Annotated in this window: 14 protein-coding genes; 5 read left to right on the top strand and 9 right to left on the bottom strand. The window is 66.8% G+C overall.

Features of this window, described 5'->3' with window-relative positions; all coding sequences use genetic code 11:
* Window positions 1-158 precede the first annotated feature (158 nt).
* Genes ACS5PM_RS23495 through ACS5PM_RS23510 form a run of 4 tightly spaced genes read left to right on the top strand, consistent with a single transcriptional unit; the run spans window position 159 to window position 3,793 of the window.
* Window positions 159-1,244 carry an alanine racemase gene (locus tag ACS5PM_RS23495; RefSeq protein ID WP_439390345.1) on the top strand — a complete coding sequence of 362 codons (1,086 nt, stop codon included), beginning with the start codon at window positions 159-161 and terminating at the stop codon, window positions 1,242-1,244.
* Between the two features lie 14 nt (window positions 1,245-1,258).
* Window positions 1,259-1,639: a RidA family protein gene (locus ACS5PM_RS23500; protein WP_439390136.1), complete on the top strand. Its 381-nt coding sequence runs from the start codon at window positions 1,259-1,261 to the stop codon at window positions 1,637-1,639.
* Window positions 1,636-2,508, top strand: a complete 873-nt coding sequence (locus ACS5PM_RS23505; protein ID WP_439390137.1) for a GNAT family N-acetyltransferase — start codon at window positions 1,636-1,638, stop codon at window positions 2,506-2,508. Before ACS5PM_RS23500 ends, ACS5PM_RS23505 begins: the two co-directional genes overlap by 4 nt.
* 7 nt (window positions 2,509-2,515) lie before the next feature.
* The gene (locus ACS5PM_RS23510) at window positions 2,516-3,793 is read left to right on the top strand and encodes an NAD(P)/FAD-dependent oxidoreductase (RefSeq protein ID WP_439390138.1); all 1,278 of its coding nucleotides are present in this window, start codon (window positions 2,516-2,518) and stop codon (window positions 3,791-3,793) included.
* Window positions 3,794-3,893: 100 nt separating this feature from the next.
* Here ACS5PM_RS23510 and ACS5PM_RS23515 read toward each other — a convergent pair whose 3' ends face one another.
* From ACS5PM_RS23515 to ACS5PM_RS23525, 3 genes are all read right to left on the bottom strand, one after another.
* Window positions 3,894-4,607 (bottom strand): enoyl-CoA hydratase/isomerase family protein, encoded by a 714-nt coding sequence (locus tag ACS5PM_RS23515; protein WP_439390139.1) that lies wholly within the window; start codon window positions 4,605-4,607, stop codon window positions 3,894-3,896.
* 398 nt (window positions 4,608-5,005) lie between these two features.
* On the bottom strand, window positions 5,006-5,575 hold the full coding sequence (locus ACS5PM_RS23520; protein WP_439390140.1) for a dihydrofolate reductase family protein: 570 nt from the start codon (window positions 5,573-5,575) through the stop codon (window positions 5,006-5,008).
* A gap of 210 nt (window positions 5,576-5,785) precedes the next feature.
* Complete coding sequence (locus ACS5PM_RS23525; protein WP_439390141.1) at window positions 5,786-5,992, bottom strand: hypothetical protein; 207 nt, start codon at window positions 5,990-5,992, stop codon at window positions 5,786-5,788.
* 213 nt (window positions 5,993-6,205) lie between these two features.
* On the opposite strand from ACS5PM_RS23525, the gene ACS5PM_RS23530 reads away from it, so the two are divergent.
* Window positions 6,206-7,414, top strand: a complete 1,209-nt coding sequence (locus tag ACS5PM_RS23530; protein ID WP_439390142.1) for a hypothetical protein — start codon at window positions 6,206-6,208, stop codon at window positions 7,412-7,414.
* A gap of 80 nt (window positions 7,415-7,494) precedes the next feature.
* Here the strand turns inward: ACS5PM_RS23530 and ACS5PM_RS23535 are convergent, their stop codons facing one another.
* From ACS5PM_RS23535 to ACS5PM_RS23560, 6 genes are all read right to left on the bottom strand, one after another.
* Entirely contained in the window at window positions 7,495-9,090 is a 1,596-nt protein-coding gene (locus tag ACS5PM_RS23535; protein ID WP_439390143.1) for a glycoside hydrolase family 43 protein, read from the bottom strand.
* Between the two features lie 75 nt (window positions 9,091-9,165).
* The gene (locus ACS5PM_RS23540; RefSeq protein WP_439390144.1) at window positions 9,166-11,277 is read right to left on the bottom strand and encodes a family 43 glycosylhydrolase; all 2,112 of its coding nucleotides are present in this window, start codon (window positions 11,275-11,277) and stop codon (window positions 9,166-9,168) included.
* The gene (locus tag ACS5PM_RS23545; RefSeq protein ID WP_439390145.1) at window positions 11,274-12,419 is read right to left on the bottom strand and encodes a glycoside hydrolase family 62 protein; all 1,146 of its coding nucleotides are present in this window, start codon (window positions 12,417-12,419) and stop codon (window positions 11,274-11,276) included. The genes ACS5PM_RS23540 and ACS5PM_RS23545 overlap by 4 nt, the downstream gene beginning before the upstream one ends.
* Window positions 12,420-12,455: 36 nt before the next feature.
* Window positions 12,456-13,487 (bottom strand): glycoside hydrolase family 5 protein, encoded by a 1,032-nt coding sequence (locus tag ACS5PM_RS23550; protein WP_439390146.1) that lies wholly within the window; start codon window positions 13,485-13,487, stop codon window positions 12,456-12,458.
* A gap of 217 nt (window positions 13,488-13,704) precedes the next feature.
* The gene (locus ACS5PM_RS23555) at window positions 13,705-15,234 is read right to left on the bottom strand and encodes an alpha-N-arabinofuranosidase (RefSeq protein ID WP_439390147.1); all 1,530 of its coding nucleotides are present in this window, start codon (window positions 15,232-15,234) and stop codon (window positions 13,705-13,707) included.
* A gap of 190 nt (window positions 15,235-15,424) precedes the next feature.
* Complete coding sequence (locus ACS5PM_RS23560; protein ID WP_439390148.1) at window positions 15,425-16,633, bottom strand: glycoside hydrolase family 27 protein; 1,209 nt, start codon at window positions 16,631-16,633, stop codon at window positions 15,425-15,427.
* Between the last annotated feature and the right edge of the window lie 10 nt (window positions 16,634-16,643).

Below are 16,643 nucleotides of genomic sequence, written 5' to 3' on the forward strand. Positions count from 1 at the left end.
TTGTAGGCTGCATGCGCCCGGTGCAACATCTGTCCCAAGGCACCACCGGAGGCAAGACATTGAGCCAGGCAATATTCGCGGACACGGCGCACGCCGAAGAGATCGCAACGACGCTTTCGGACCTGGCAACGCCTTGCCTCATCCTCGACGCCGAGCGGATGGAGCAGAACATCGCACGCCTGAGAACAAGGCTCGACGGCATGGGTGTGTCGCTGCGTCCGCACCTCAAGACGGCCAAATGCGTGGAGGTCGCACGGCGCGTCATGACGTCGCCGGCGGGGCCTGCAACGATTTCGACACTTCTGGAAGCTGCGCGGTTCGCGGCTGCCGGCGTGCGGGACATCCTCTATGCGGTCGGCATTGCGCCATCGAAACTGAAGCAGGTGCTCGAGCTGCGCGCCGGGGGCGCCGATGTGACCGTGGTGCTGGACACCGTGGAGCAGGCGCAAGCCGTGGCGCTTGCCTCGCGCCAGGCAGGCACGCGCATTCCAGCGCTGATCGAGATCGACTGCGACGGCCACCGCTCCGGGGTGCTGCCGACCCACCGGCAGCTGCTGCTGGACATCGGCCACGCCCTCGACGATGGAGCGGAACTGCGGGGCGTGATCACGCACGCCGGCGCCAGCTACTCGGCCCGTGGGGCAGAGGCCTTGCGTCGATGCGCGGAGGTCGAGCGCCGCAGCGTGGTCGACGCCGCGACGATCCTGCGTGAAGCGGGGCTGCCCTGTCCGGTGGTCAGCGTCGGCTCCACGCCGACTGCGCACCATGCCGCCGACCTCACCGGCGTGACCGAAGTGCGGGCCGGCGTGTTCGTGTTCTTCGATCTCGTGATGGCCGGGATCGGCGTCTGCCAGGTCGAGGACATTGCGGTCTCGGTGCTCGCGACCGTGATCGGACACCAGCGCGACAAGGGATGGATCCTGGTCGACGCCGGTTGGATGGCGCTGTCGCAGGACCGAGGTACGCGCAGGCTGGCCGTCGATCAGGGCTATGGATTGGTGTGCGACATGGCTGGCATTCCCTATCCCGACTTGATCGTCGCCGACGCCAACCAGGAGCACGGGATCATCACCGTGCGACCGGGCTCGAGCGGCGTGCTGCCGGATCTCGCCATCGGTGACCGCGTGCGAATCCTGCCGAACCACGCTTGCGCCACCGGCGCCCAGCATCGCGCCTATCAGGTCGTCCGCGGCACCTCGGACCGCGTCGAAGCCGAGTGGTTGCGTTTCGGGGGATGGCAGTGAGCGGCGGCCAGATCGTGAACGCCATCCTGACAGACAGCGCACCCAGGCCGGCGGGGCACTACTCGCAGGCCATCGTCTCGGGTGCACACGTCTTCGTCTCCGGACAATTGCCGATCCGGGCGGATGGACGTCCGCTGGACGACGAAGGCTTCGAGGCGCAGGCCGGGCAGGCCATCCAGAACCTGCTGGAGATGGTGCGTGCCGCGGGCAGTTCGCCGCAGCAGCTGGTCAAGGTGACCGCCTACATCGTCGGCATCGCGAACTGGCCGCGGTTCAATGCGGTCTACGCGGGCATGCTGCCGGATGCGTGCCCCGCGCGCACCGTGGTTCCCGTGCCTGAATTGCACCACGGGTACCTGGTCGAGGTCGACGCGATCGCGGTGCGCGAACCATGACCGCCAAGGCGACCCGGCCCGGCCACCACGACGACGGAGTGGTGCTGGTCCCGTTTGGCAAGGAACACCTGGCGGCCGCCCTGCGGCTCTCTCAGGAGATGTCCTGGCCCTATCGGCTCGAGGACTGGGCAATCGCGCTGGAGCTCGGCCAGGGATTCGTGCTGTGCAACGAAGCCGGCACGGTCATCGCGACCGCGGCGTGGTGGGCCCACGGCGAGGACCATGCTTCAGCCGGGATGATCATCGTCTCGAAGGCTGTGCAAGGGCGTGGCCACGGCTCCCGCCTGATGGACGCCCTGCTGGGAGCGGCCCACCCGCGGACCATCACGCTGAACTCGACGGCCGAAGGCCTGGCGCTTTATCAGCGACGCGGCTTCGCCTGCGTCGGTGTCATCCACCAGCACCAGGGCTTACCCAAGAAGTGCCATGAGGCGCCGCCGCCGAACCTCGTCAGGGCGATGGCGCCATCGGATGTGGAAGCGATCGCGCGTCTCGATCAGGAGGCCACCGCCTGGGCGAGGCGACAGATGCTGGATCGGCTCGTCCAGATCGGTGACGGCCATGTGCTCGTACGTGACGGCGAGCCGCGCGGCTATGCGATCTCACGTCTGTTCGGCCGAGGGCAGGTCATCGGTCCCGTCGTCGCCGAAAGCCCGGCCGATGCGCGCGCGTTGATCGAGGCCGCGCTCGCGCGCCTCGGGCGTGTGTTCGTTCGCGTCGACACCTCGGCCACCTCGCAGCTCGGCGAGTGGCTCGAAGGCCTCGGCCTGCAGCGGGTCGGTGACGCCACCACCATGGTCCTCGGAACGCAGGTTCCATCGACGGGGCCGGCGCGCTTGTTTGCGCTCGCCAACCAGTCGTTCAACTGACGCCGGTATGAAGCTGACCTCCTATTGGCTCGACACGTCGGAGCCCTTCCGCAGCGCAACGGCAGGACCCGTGCTGGGCACCTGCGACGTTGCAGTGATCGGCGGCGGCCTGACCGGCTGTTCGGCCGCGCTGGCGCTGGCCAAGAAGGGCGCGCGTGTCGTGCTCCTGGAAGCCGAGACCATCGGTCACGCGGCATCCGGCCGCAACGGCGGCATGTGCAACAACGGCTTCGCCCAGGACTACGGTGCCCTGTCGGCCAAGCTCGGCAAGGAAGTCGCCGACCGGCTGTACCGGGCCTTCGACGCCGGCGTCGACATGGTCGAGCGCCTGGTGGCGGAAGAGAAGATCGACTGCAGCTTCGCACGCACCGGCAAGATCAAGCTGGCGGCCAAGCCAGAACACTACGACAAGCTGGCGCGCAGCCAGGCCCTGCTGGCGGCCCATGTCGATCCCGACACGGAGATGGTCAGCCGCGCTGACCTGGCCGGGGAGGTCGGGTCGGACCGCTTCTATGGCGGGCTGATCTACCGCAAGAGCGCGGGCATGCACGTCGGGCGCTTCGTGCGAGGGTTGGCCGAAGCGGCGGCGCGCCGCGGCGTCGAGATGCACGAGCACGCGCCGATGACGAGCCTTCGGCCCGCCCCCGGTGGTGGCCACACCATCGACACTCCGAAGGGCCGGCTTCGGGCGGCGCAGGTTCTGCTGGCCAGCGGGACCTCGCACACCGGGCCTCTGGCCTGGATCCGGCGCAGGATCGTGCCGGTAGGCGCGTTCCTCATCGTCACAGAGCCGCTGCCGAACGAAACGCTCGACCGCCTGTTGCCGCGGCGCCGGATGGCGGTCGACACCAAGAACCTGGTCCACTACTTCAGGGCCACGCCGGACAACCGGCTGCTCTTCGGCGGACGGGCGCGATTCGCCGTCTCCAATCCGAACTCCGACCAGAAGAGCGGTGAGATCCTCCAGGCGGCATTGCACGACGTCTTTCCCGAACTGCGCGACGCACGCATCGACTATTGCTGGGGCGGCATGGTCGACATGACGCGCGACCGACTGCCACGCGCCGGCGAACGCAACGGCATCTACTACTCGATGGGCTACAGCGGCCACGGCACCCAGATGTCGACCCTGATGGGGACGATCATGGCGGAGGTCATGGACGGGCGCGCGGAGCTCAATCCCTGGAAAGACTTCGCCTGGCCAGCCATCCCGGGCCATTTCGGACCTCCCTGGTTCCTGCCTCTGGCAGGTGCCTATTACCGGCTCAAGGACAAGATCGGCTGAAGCGCCTCCTGCTCGCTCGGACGAGCGCTCCCGTCGACGGCCAGCGGCCGTTCAGTTAAGCATGCCGGACCTCTGCACCGACTCCGCACTGATACGGCGATCAGGTCCCGAGCGGAGATGCCTTCACCAGCAAGCGAGTGGCGTTCGACTCCTCCTCAATCGCCTGGTCGAATCGGTCGAGGCCGACAGCGTTGAGCACGCGCTTGTAGTGCGCCACGACGGTCGGATCGAGCGCCGCGAGTCGCTGGCACACAACCATCGAGACTTCGTCCAGTTGATGGGTCGGTACCGCCCGGAGGGCCAGGCCCCAGTCGACAGCCTGACGGGCACCGAACTCCTCGCCCAACAGCATCATGGCCTTGGCCCGCGACAGTCCGGCGATGGCTGGCAAGGTAGCCACGAGACCACCTGTCACGAAGACGCCGATCGACGCTTCGGGCAGCTTGAACCTCGCATCGTCTGCAGTCACCACCACATCGGCGTCCATCGTCCACTCGAACCCTGCGCCCACAGTCCAGCCGTGCACGGCCGCCACCACGGGCCTCGGGTGGCGCACGATGGCCACGGCAACACCCTGGACCAGTTCGAGATCCCGCTCGGTGGGCGGCGCGCTGACATCGCGCCCCGCGCAAAAGGCCCGCCCATTGCCACGCAGGCGGATCACACGCACCTCTGGGTTGTTGGCTGCTGCCTGTAGTTTCTCGAGCAATGCGGCTGCCAAGGCGTTGTCGATCGCGTTGAGCTTCTCGGGGCGGTTCAGCGTCAACGTCAGTACGCCTTGGTCGAGCGTCGAAAGCAGTGTCGGTTCCACCATGCACCCAGGGTAGCAAAACGCTGTCCAGCCAGCCAGGCGACAGCTCGCGCGCGGTCACGCGAAGGAGTGCTGTCGCCTGCCGCGATCGGCGGGCTCAATGACGCGTCGGCCACCTGACCGATCCGGAGAGTCCGCATGAGCGCGACCCGTCGATCGCTGATCCAGGCAGGCCTGGGCCTCGCCCTCGGCCTGAACTGCCGCGAGAGTTTCGCAGGACACGGGTCGCCGGATAAGCGCCCGCCCGCGCCCCGCATCGGGGCTACCGTGGAATTCACCGTCGTCTTCAACCAGGACGCCATCAGCCGCCGGTACCGTGTTCAGGGTCAAGGTCACGGGCTGACGTCCTGGCCGAGCGCGAAGCGGCTTCCGCTTGAATGGACAGTTGGGCGCCAACCCGCTCAGCGACGAACGCGATAGCGGATGTGCGTGGCAGCCGGAGTGTCGATCACTCGCACGATCTCCAGCTCGATCTGCGAAGGCAACACGTCGAATAGACGACGGCCGCCGCCGAACAGCACCGGGATCTGATGGATCTGCAGCTCGTCCAGCACACCGGCCTCAAGTGCCCGTTGTGCTGTGTACGCGCCGAGCACCAGCACGTTCAGATTGCCGGCGGCGGCCTTCGCCTGAGCCATTGCGCTCTTGATTCCGTCGCGCACATATGTCACCAATGGATAGTTCGCGACGGATGGGCCGGGCGGCCGGTGGCTGGGCACGAAGATTGGGACACCGTGATTGTCACCGCCCCAGTGATCGATCTGCTCCACGGTACGCCGACCCGCCAATATCGAACCAGGCGTGTTCCACTCGTCCCACAGTTCTCCGACGGCCCCAGACGGCCGGGAGAAGTCCCCGTACCACTCGTGCAGCCGGTCGAAGCCATCGCCACCGGGATGGCCGACTTCGTCGTGCGGACCGGCAATATAGCCGTCGAGCGACATTGACATGAACAGTACCGATGCAGCCATTGGATTCTCCTGCGCTGTCGAAGGGGTGGTGTTATGCCTGTACGACGAGCGAGGAGCAGCAGAATCGACATGGTCGCTTCAACTTTTTGCGACTGTGCCCAACTCCCGGGAGGCTTCTACGGCGCCTCTAACGTTCGAGATGGCCGGTCGCAAAGCGATCCTTGACAAGCTTCTGCTATTGGCCGAGTCGAGCCCAAGTGGAACTCAATCTCACCGCCGGATAGCTGCCGCTCGCGGGTGCGTCGCGATTCGATTCGCGTAGGCAATTTGCTTCATGCTGCAGCCCTGCACGACGCGCCGCAGGATCTCGACCTGGCATCGCGTCAGCGGCAGCTCGGGCGTCGCGGTTTGCGGTGCCACGTACCCGATCATCAGTGCTCGTGCCTGCGTCCCCGAGGCCGCGAGCAGCCGATCCATGGCGGCTGCGTTCGACGAATTCGAGGCCGAAGCGGCTGAACGATCGTTCCGCCGGCCGCCGGGACGCTAACTCGCTACAGTTGCTCACTCTCCGCATGCTCCGCTTGCCAACCTTGCGCAGAACATCGAGTAGTTCGCGGGGAGTTTCGGTTCGGCCCATCGAGAATGTCACGCACGCTCGTGTCGCATGACATCTCGTTGGAAAGGAAAAGAATGCCGAACGCCCTGAACGCCGCTTCGACCGTCCGCCTCGTCGCGCTTGCCTTGCTGATGGCCAGCGTGGCCTCCTGCGGGGGAAGCGGGTCCGAAGGCAGCGACTCGCCGCCAGCGCCGGCACCGGGGCCGGCGGATCCTCCCCCCGCCCCACCGCCGTCCGCCGGCTCCATCAACGCCGCCCTCGGCATGCCCGATCGGCTGCTGGGAGGCCTGGGCGCCGGCAATTCGATCGCGGACATGACGAGCCAGCAGATCCAGCCGGACATCATCGATACCTACCTGGTCGGTGTGGGCAGCGGTTCGTGGCCGACGTGGAACAGCCCCGATGGGGCCTACGTGACCTACGTCTCGGCGAACGTCAAGGCCGTCGGCGCGGTGCCCATGTTCACGCTCTACCAGATGGCCTCCCGGGGCGAGGGCAACCTGGACGCCGTCAACGACCCCAGCTTCATGTCCAGCTATTGGGCCCAGGTCAAGCTGATGTACCAGAAGATCGGCGAGACGGACTCGCCCGCGTTGGTCAACCTGGAGCCGGACTTCTGGGGTTTCGCGATGACAGGCGCTCCCGGGGGCGACCCGGCGAAGCTGCCGGCGCGGGTGAGCATGGTCAACGAGTGCGCGAGCCAGCCGGACAACGTCGCCGGCATGGCGGGATGCCTGCTCGCGCTCGGTCGCACTTACGCGCCCAAGGCCAAGATCGGGTTTCCGCCGTCCTTCTGGGGCCGGGATGCCAACACCGTAGGCAACTTCATGCTGAAGGTCGGGGCGGACAAGGCCGACTTCATGGTCGCGCAGACGAGCGATCGCGATGCCGGTTGCTTCGAGGCCTCGCCACCTCCGGGGGAGTGCTCGGGGCGCGGCAACGGCCCGTTCTACTGGGACGAGGCCAACGTGTCGACGCCCAACTTCCACCAGAACCAGAACGAGTGGACCGCCGTGCGGAGCCTGCTCGGTGACCTCCCCGTGCTGTACTGGCAGACGCCGATGGGTGTGCCCTCGAACACGCCCGGCGGCACGCCGGGGCACTACCGGGACAACCACGTCCAGTACATGCTCACGCATCCGACCGAGTACACCGCCAGCGGCGTGTTCGCCATCGTGTTCAGCGGCGGCGGCAGCACGTCGGCCAACATCACGACGGACGGCGGGCAGTTCGCCCGGTTGTTCAAGGCGTACCTGGCGAACCCGGCCCCGCTGTCTCGCTGAGCACGTCGCCGACGCACAAGAAGGCTGCCGCCACGCGCAAGCGCTGCGCGGTCGCCAAGCCCTGACGGCCAGCGGCGGGCTCAGCGCGGCTGGAGCGCGTAGAGCGCGAACGCGAAGTCCACGGGGCGGCCCTGCGGGTCCTTCAGCGGCCGATCGTCGAGGCTGGCCTCGCCGTCCGCGTAGATGTCATCGCGGCTGGCGCGCAGATCGATCGTCAGCGCCTCCTTCTGGCCCTGCAGCGCCAGCGCGTAGCGGCGACCGGCCTGCAGCACGACGGACGGGTGGGCGCTGAAGTCGAAGCTCAGCAGCCCGGCCCCTTGCGGCCGGTAGGCGATGGCCAGGCCCTGGCCGGCGCCGAGCAGTTCGGTACCGGCCTCCACGTCTCGCAGCGACAGCCGCAAGGGGTGCGCCGCGTCCGTGCCGTGGCCGTCGCCGGCATACAGGCTGAGCAGGCCCAGTTCGATGTCGGCGCGCGGCACGAAGGTCTGCACCAGGCGGCTGGCGCCGCCGTCGCGATTGAAGCCCACCGGCTCGGGCGCCTGCTCGAACGGCCGGGTCACCGAGGCCAGCGCCGGGCGACCAGGCCAGGTTTCGGGATAGCCCTGGGCGAACTGCTGGACGGCCACGCGGGGGTCGGAGCGGCCAGGGTCCGCCGGCGCGGGCACCTTGCCGGCGGGCGGCCGGGGCGGCGTGCTGATGCCGGCCTCGGTCTGCGTGACGGGCCACATGCGGCCGTCGGCGTCGTAGTGGAGGTACTCCATCGTGACGGAACGGCGGTTGCCGTTGCCGGTCTGGCCGTCGGGCAGGGTCAGCTCGCCGTTGTGATAGGCCAGGTAGGACTGGCCCTTGAAGTCGTCGATGATGCCCGCGTGGATGGTGAAGCTGTTGCGCGTCGGGCCGGTCAGCACGCCCTGGTAGGTCCAGGGCCCGCGCGGGCTGGGCGCGGTGGCATAGGACAGATGCTCCCAGACGTTCTGGTGCGCCATGGATGCATAGGTCAGGTAATACATCCCCTTGCGCTTGGACAGCCACGGCCCCTCGGTGTAGTTGGGCAGCGCGATCCTCTCGATGGGGCCGTCGAGCTCGGTCATGTTCGGCTTGAGCCGGGCCAGGTAGAGCACCGGGTTGCCCCAGGCCAGCCAGGCGGTGCCGTCGTCATCGACGAAGACGGTGGGATCGATGTCGTTCCAGTGGTAGGGGCTGGGTGTCGTGGCATCGGTGACCAGCGCCGAGCCGCGCGCATCCTTGAACGGGCCCAGCGGGTTGTCGGCCACCGCGACGCCGATGGCCTTGCCGGGCTGCGTGTCGTCGTGCTGCACGGTGGCGTAGAAGTAGAAGCGGCCGTTGCGCTGCACCACCTGCGCGGCCCAGGCGTCGCCCACCGCCCACTTGAAGTCGGTGGGCTTCATGAAAGCGCCATGGGCAGTCCAGTGGCGCAGGTCCTTGGACGAATAGCACAGCCACTCCTTCATGAGGAAGAAGTCGTTGCCCTTGGCCTCGTCACGGCCGACGTAGAGGTAGACCGTGTCGCCCACGACGAGCGGCGCGGGGTCGGCGGTGAAACGGTCGCGCAGCACCGGATTGGCGCCGGGCGGCGGTTCGGCGGCCGGCGCGGCCGCGCTGGCGAGGGCGGCCCAGCAGAGGGCGATGCGGGGCAATAGGTTGGACAGGCGCATGGCCAGGTGTGAACCTTCAATGGGTTGTTCGGGTGTTCATCCGGGTGCCCGGCTGATCCGCCGGTGCGGCCACCTTCACTGCGACCAGATAAAGCGGGCGCCGTCGCTGTCATCCGGCATGGGGCCGGGACTGTCGGCCCGGACATCCCCAGTCTGCGCATCGATGCGCAGGAAGCGGTTGGTGGCGAGTGACATCAGCACCAGTTCTCCCGTCGGCGTTTCAATCCATTGAAAGGTCTGCGCCGTGCCGGGTTGACCGGCCACAAGCGTCACCCCGCCATCTTCACCGACTGAGACATAGCGTCCGCCCGATCGCAGAGCGACGCGGCCCAATTTGCGGTCGACGATGTCGAACCGCGTCGGGACACCCGACGCCAGGCGCCCATCGCTGGCCGCCAGTCCGGTCGTCGCGCGAAACGACGCCATCCGGATCGATCGACCATACGGAATGGGCCGCATCAGGCCGCGGGTATGCGGCTGATGGACATCGATGCTGTCGAAGTCGGCAAAGCCGCCCTCGGCGCCGGTCGTGTTGTAGCTAAACAATCCATAGCGAACGCCCTGGAAGGTGAAGGTCTGGTAGATCAGCACGACCTCGTCGCCGATAGGCGTGAAGGTGACGCCGTCGAAGGAATAGCTGAAGCGCGCCCGTTCGGTGAGGAAGTCGCAGTCGGCCCGAAGCCAGAGGCGCGTCCCGTTCATCTTCACCCGCACCCGCTGGTCCAGGCGCTGGTCATGAAAGATGACGTTGATCTCATCGGTTAGTTTTTCAACGCCCAAGGTCGCGTAGGGCAGATTGAGCAGGCCCAGTCCCGCCGTGTCGCCTGGCTTCAGGTGCGACGCATCGAGCAGGACGGTCGGTGCCGACATCGGCCCGATCGCCCGCTGCGTCAAGGTATTGCGCGCGTCGTAGAACGAGGTCGCCGGCAGGGCGTGAAGACGCAGGAAACCGGGCCGTTCCGACAACGACCACTTGTCGTCGACCGGGACATGGTTCCACTGCCATATAGGCTGGAGCTGCGGCGCCGAAAAATCATCGCTGCGCTGGAAGGGCACGCTGACCGGCTGCGGCGTGGCGGTCTTCGGCTTCACCCAGATCCGCGGCGTGCGCGTCAGATTGCCCGGCAGTCCGAAATAAGGCCAGCCGTCCTTCCAGGTGATCGGAGACAGGCTGAGCAGGCGGCCGACGGAATTGAAATCCATCATTGAAAAGCCCCACCATTCGCCCTCTGGCGTCAGGATGATGCCTCCCTGGTGCATCGCCAGGCTGTGTTTGGCAGCGGGGTCGGGCCCCCAGGTCCCGAACGGCGGCTTGGGCGTAGCCAGGCGCATGCTTGACGCCATGCCGAAGTCCTCGTGCAGACTGATCGCCTGATGGACCTCGTAGGGCCCCAGCACATGATCCGCCCGCGCCGCCGGCATGCGAAAGCCGCCTGCGTAGTTGGCGCTGATGATGTAGTACTTGCCGTCGATCTTGTAGAAGTGCGCGCCCTCGCCCATCCCGGCGTCTTTGGTGAAAAGGGTGCGCTCGGTGCCCGGAACGATGTCGGTCAGGTCCTCAGTCAATTGGGCCAGGTGCATCGTCTGGTGATCCCAGACGACATAGGCCTTGCCTTCGTCGAACAGGACGGACAGGTCGTGAAAGCTGCGCTTCATCGACGTGCGTGTCCACGGCCCCGTCGGATCGGTGGCCGTGAACATCTGGGTCGTCTGGCCGTTGACGTTGGCGAAGATGTAGAACTTGCCATCGCGGTAGCGCAAGGACGGCGCCCAGATACCCTGGCCGTAGATGTTGCCGCCGCCCTCCAGCCGGTAGGCCGGGCCGAGGTCGAGCTTGTCCAGGGCATAGGCGACGAACTCCCAATTGACCAGGTCCTTCGAGCGCAGGATCGGCAGGCCCGGCATGGCGTGCATGGTGGTGCCGGTCAGGTAGAACCAGTCGCCGACGTGGATCAGGTCCGGATCCGAGAACTCGTCATAGAACAAAGGATTGGTGAAGGTCCCGTTGCCGTTGTCCGGCGTCCAGGTCGCGGTCGACATGCCCTTGGGCCCGCTCGCCACCGGCCCCTCCCCATTCATCGCAGATGCCGGTGCCGCGCATGGAATCAGCGCCAAGGCCACGCACAACATCAGCCCGGATGTGGCCATGCGCAAGGCCCGAAGCGGCCCGGCCGGGCGAGGGTTCATTTCTGGCACGACTCGCTGATGGCGTTGGGGCCGGTCGCGGTGATGACTCCCAGCCGATAGGGCAGCTCGATGTACTCGTACTTCTTGTCCTTCTCCATGTCCAGGCCCTGGTAGAGGAATCTCAGCGGCTGGCAGGGGTCGATGCTCAGCGTCTGGTCGAAGCCGTCGCGGATCAGTTCGCCATGGGATACGCCTTCGGACCAGATCCGGCCGTCGAACTTGACGTTGTCTGCGCCAGCGAACATGTTCATCCTGGCGCCGGGAACCGGTTGCCACTGGCCGTCCAGGCGATCGGCCTTCCAGGCCCGGAAATACCTGCCGCGAGGCCCCATGGCCTCGATCAGCGTCAAGTACTCGTTCGTGCCGGTGATCTTGTAGGTATTGCTCGCCTCGAACAGGTCCTCGGTCTTTTCCTTCATCACGACGACGGGCTCCGAGAAGCCACGAGGGAAACGCTCCATCGTCGTATCAGCGCGGAAGAAGCTGCCGTGGTCGTCGGTGAAGAACAGATGGCATTTCTTGTCGTCGCAGATGTTCCAGAAGTCCAACCAGGCTGCCTGGCCCTTGGCGTCTTTGACGCTTTCAGGGATGGTCGGGTAGAAGGGCTGCGGCGGCGTCCACGACCGGGGGTCGGCGAGGTTCCTGGTCGTGGAGTACAACGGGTCGCCGCCTTGGTAGATGAGATACCAGAGTTTCTGCGGCGCGAAATAGAAGACTTGCGGCGCTGCGCGGTAACCCGGCCCGATGGGGGACTGGTCGAGCATGAACAGGGACGCCTTCGGCGCTTCGTCCCAATCCGCAAAGCTCGTATAGGCCATACCCCAGCCCGTCGCCGTGGCCGTGGTCATGAAAACATGGTATCGATGGTCGTGGTAGACGATGGTCGGGTCCTTGACGCCATGGATTCGACTGGCGTCGGCTGGAGGCTTGATCAAGGGCGCGCTGGACTTCCATTCGAAAGGCTTGGCGCTGGTCGCGGGTTCCGCCGCGTGGGCGAGCGTGCTCAATGCCAGGCATGACGCCAACCAGAGTGCATTGAATCCGCTGAGGGAGGATCTGTTGTGGTGCATGACTTCAGCCATTGATGTTTGCATGATGTCGGTGAGAACACGGGGAGCGGAATGCGGAAGCGTTCCGCACATTGGTTGCTGCTTGCAGGCGGCATCCCGCCAGGGCGATCACTGGGCGCTGTCGACGATGGCCTTGACCAGGTTGGGGAAGTACTGGGCGCCGGTGGAGCGATCGAACAGGCCCGACGCGTGGTTGAAGCCGTAGCCCGGGTCCCACCACGCCGGCACGAGGCCGTGCTGGTAGGCCGACTGGGTCACGTACTTGGCCCAGTAGGTTCGGTAGGTGCCGGCGGGGTCGTACTCGGACTTCAACATGGCCGCGTACTCGCCCAACAGCACGGGGATGCCCGCATCGACGAAGCGGGACTTCATCATCTGGAACTGCGCGTCCACGTAGGCTTCGTTGGCCCACGTCTCGGTCGCCTCGGGATCGGTCGCGATCGCACCCCACTGCCAGATGCTGCTGTTCTCGTTGAGCGCGAAGTTGTACGGATCGTAGAAGTGCACTTCCAGGAACAGCCGGTTGGTTGCAGAGTCGGCGGGCTTGATGAAGCCGTTGTAGGTCCAGTTGATGTTCGTGTTGAAGCCCTGCACCACGAGATGGCGCTTGGCGTTGTTGCCGCCCGTGGCCCGCACCGCGTTGACGAAGACCTGGTTGAACCCGTTCTGGACGTCCTGGTACTCGGCCGTCGGCGGGCCGTAGTCGCCAGGGAACAGTACCTCGTTGGTGCCGGCGAACAGCAGGTGGTCGTCGTAGTCCTTGAAGTTGTTGGCGATCTGCGTCCACAGCTTGGCCAGGCGCGCGTTGGCCATCGGCTGGTTGGCGTAGGTCGGGGTCGTCCACTCGGTTTCATGGTTGTTCAACACCACGTACAGGCCGGCGTTGCGGGCATAACCGACGATTTCGGTGACGCGCGCCATCCAGGCCGGGCTGACGTTGCCGTCGGCGTCGGAATACTGGCTCCAGCCGGCGACAATGCGCACGGTCTTGAAGCCTGCCGCCTTCACCGCGTCGAGCAGTGGCTGGTTCACCATGGGGTTGCCCCAGGAGGTCTCGGTGGGTGTGGCGTTCACCGTGTTGCCAAGGTTCCACGCGGGCGACATCTCCTGCGACAACTGGATGCTCGTCAGCTCGCGCATGCCGCTGTTGTCCGGGGGCGGGGGCGGGGGTGGGTTGGCCGATCCGCCGCCACCACCGCCGCCACAGGCGAAGAGGCAGAAGGCCAGCACCAAGGAGGCGAGGGCCGAAGCTGGTGCGAGGCGAGGTGGTTTCATCTTGGGGGAGGGACGTGGTGACTGCTTGGTGCCGCGTTTTCTCTGCCAGCCCCGCTTGCGGCTGGCGTGGCTCGGTGCATGGCTACATCGCGAGGACGACGACCGATTTGGGCGGCAGGTCCAGAACCAGGCCCTGCGGGCCGGGCTTCGCCGAGAAGGGCGCGGGCACAACGGCCCTCGGTTGCTGGAAGGTGTTGTGGGCATCCATGGCGGCCGCTGTCAGCACCTGGCCCGTGGCCGCGGCGGTGAAGTTGGTGGCCACGCGCGCCGGGCGATCCGGGTGAAGGTTGACCAGTGCCAGCACCAGCTTGCCGTCGGCTGCGCGGGCTGCACTGACCTGCACGGTGGGCAGCTCGACGTCGCCAGTGCTGAAGGCGGGCGCCTGCAGCGTGGCCTTGAGGGGAGTCGCGCCCTTGAACGGGCGGTACAGGTCGAAGGCATGGTAGGTCGGCGTCAGCACCATGCGCGGGCCATCGGTCAGTGCCATCGCCTGCAGCACGTTGACCATCTGCGCGATGTTGGCCATCTTCACTCGGTCGGTATGGGCGTGGAAGACATTGAACGTGACCGCGGCGACGAGGGCATCGCGCAGCGAGTTCTGCTGCCACAGCGAGCTGGCGCCGGCGGGTGTGTCGTACCAGGTGCCCCACTCGTCGATGTAGAGCGCCACCCGCTTGGCCGGGTCGTGCTTGTCCATGATGGCCGACAGGGCGCTGATGCGCTGCTCGATGCCCAGGGCGGCTTTCAGCGTGCGTGCCCAGGCGCCGGTGTCGAAGCCAGTGGCGTCGCCGTGCTTCGTCCAGTTGTCGGGGACCGAGTAGTAGTGCAGAGTCAGCGCGTCCATGTGCTTGGCGGAGCGCTTCATCAGCACCTCGACGCGGTTGTCATCGCCCTCGCCGTCGCCGGAGGCCACGCGCGTGGCCGGCCACAGGAAGGTGGCGTACTGGTTGTGCATGTCGGCCTGGTGCTCCGGGCTCATGTTGCCGCCGCACCCGAAGCTCTCGTTGCCGACGCCGAAGTACTTGACGTTCCAGGGCTTGTCGCGGCCGTTGCGGCGGCGCTCCTGCGCCAGCGCGGAGGCGTCGTCGGCCGTCATGTAATCCAGCCACTGTGCCGCGGCCCTTGGCGGCATCGAACCCATGTTGCCGGAGAGGTAGACCTCGCTGCCGAGCTGCTCGGCGAAGTCCATGAACTCATGGGTGCCGACGCGGTTGCTCTCCAGGCCGCCCCACCAGCGGTTGCGACGGGCGGGGCGCTGGGCAGGGTCGCCGATGCCGTCGCGCCAGTCGTAGTCGTCAGCGAAGCAGCCGCCCGGCCAGCGCATCACCGGCACGCCGACGCGCTTGAGCGCCTGCACCACGTCGTTGCGCCAGCCGCGTGTGTTCGGGATGTTCGACTCCGGGCCGACCCACAGGCCGCCATAGACGCCCGTGCCGGCATGCTCGACGAAGTGGCCGTAGACGGTGGGCTCGATGCGCGGCCCGGCGGGCTGCTGGGTGACGTCGAGACGCACCTGGACGGGCTCGGCGGCGCTGGCGACGAAGGGCAGCACGGCGGCGGCCGCGAAGGTGGCGAAGGTGGCGAAGGTACGCAGGAGGCGCGCGGGTGGCATCGGAATTTCCTGGGTTTCAAGCGCGGCGCACGAACCGTGCGCCATGCGGGGGGAGGGTGAGCGTGCGGGTGCCCGCAGGCAGGTCGGCGTGCCCGGCAGTCGCGACCGCGCGCACGCAGCCGCTGCGGCCGGGCTGCTCAGGGAATTCGCCAGTCAGGGCATGGTGGTCATGCGGGCTTGCCTTCCCGACTTACAGCACCGGGGTGATGCGCACCATGACCACGCCATGCGGGGCCACCGTGCCGCCGTAGCTGCCGCGCACCTGCTTCGAGACCTTTTGCGTCCAGAGGTCCCTGACGTCAGCCTTCAGGCCGGCGGGCAGGTCGAGCTGGTCCCAGCCCACCTTCATCTCGGCCGGCGCCTCGCCGCGGTTGAACAAGACCACCGCGAACTCGCCGCCCTTCAGCGGTCGCGCCCAAATCTCCAGGTCGCCCTGCCGCCAGACGCGCCGGCCCTGCTGGCCCAGCGCGTCCTGGTCGACGGCGATGACGTCCTTGTTGGTGAGGATGCGCAGCGTGTCGGCGTCCATCTTGGACAGATCGTTGCCGGCGATCAGCGGCGCGGCCAGCATGGCCCACAGCGAGAAGTGCGACTCGTACTCGGTCGTCGTCATGCCGCCGTTGCCCACTTCCAGCATGTCGGGGTCGTTCCAGGCATTCGGAGCTGACCGGCCCCCGCGCTCGGCTTGCATGTCCAGGATGTTGGTCATGCCATTCCCCCGGTCCTTCGTGCTTTTCCAACCGTCGTAGATGTCGTAGGTGGTGCGCCACAGGTGGCCCACCGTCGGGCCCCAGCGCTCGGGATGGTCGGTGCCCCATTCGCAGATGGACAGCACGATGTCGCGGCCGGACTCGCGCAGGGCCTTGGCCATGATGGTGTAGGCCGCCTCGGCATTGCGGGTGCCGGTGTGGCACCAGTCGTACTTCAGAAAGTCCACGCCCCATTTGGCGTATTGCCGTGCGTCCTGGAACTCACGGCCTGCGCTGCCTGGGCGGCCGGCGCAGGTCAACGAGCCTGCGTCGGAGTAGAGGCCGAACTTCAGGCCCTTGCCGTGTACATAGTCGGCCAGTGCCTTGATGCCCGACGGGAAGCGCTCCGGGTCGGCCTGGATGTTGCCGTCGGCATCACGGCTCTTCTGCCAGCAGTCGTCGATGACGATGTACTGGTAGCCGGCGTCTTTCATGCCCGAGGCGGCCATGGCGTCAGCCTGCTGGCGGATCAGTTGCTCGCTGACGTTGCAGGCGAACTTGTTCCAGGAGTTCCAGCCCATGGGCGGCGTGGGTGCGAGATTGGGCTTGGGCGCATCGAGCTTGAGCGTCTCGTGCGCGTGGCCCGGCAGCGCCGCGAGGGCGCCCAGCAGGGCCAGCATGTGCGCTGCGCTTTGGATCAGGGGATGCATCGGGACCTTT

Source organism: Ideonella flava, assembly GCF_051857595.1.
GTDB lineage: Bacteria > Pseudomonadota > Gammaproteobacteria > Burkholderiales > Burkholderiaceae_C > Ideonella.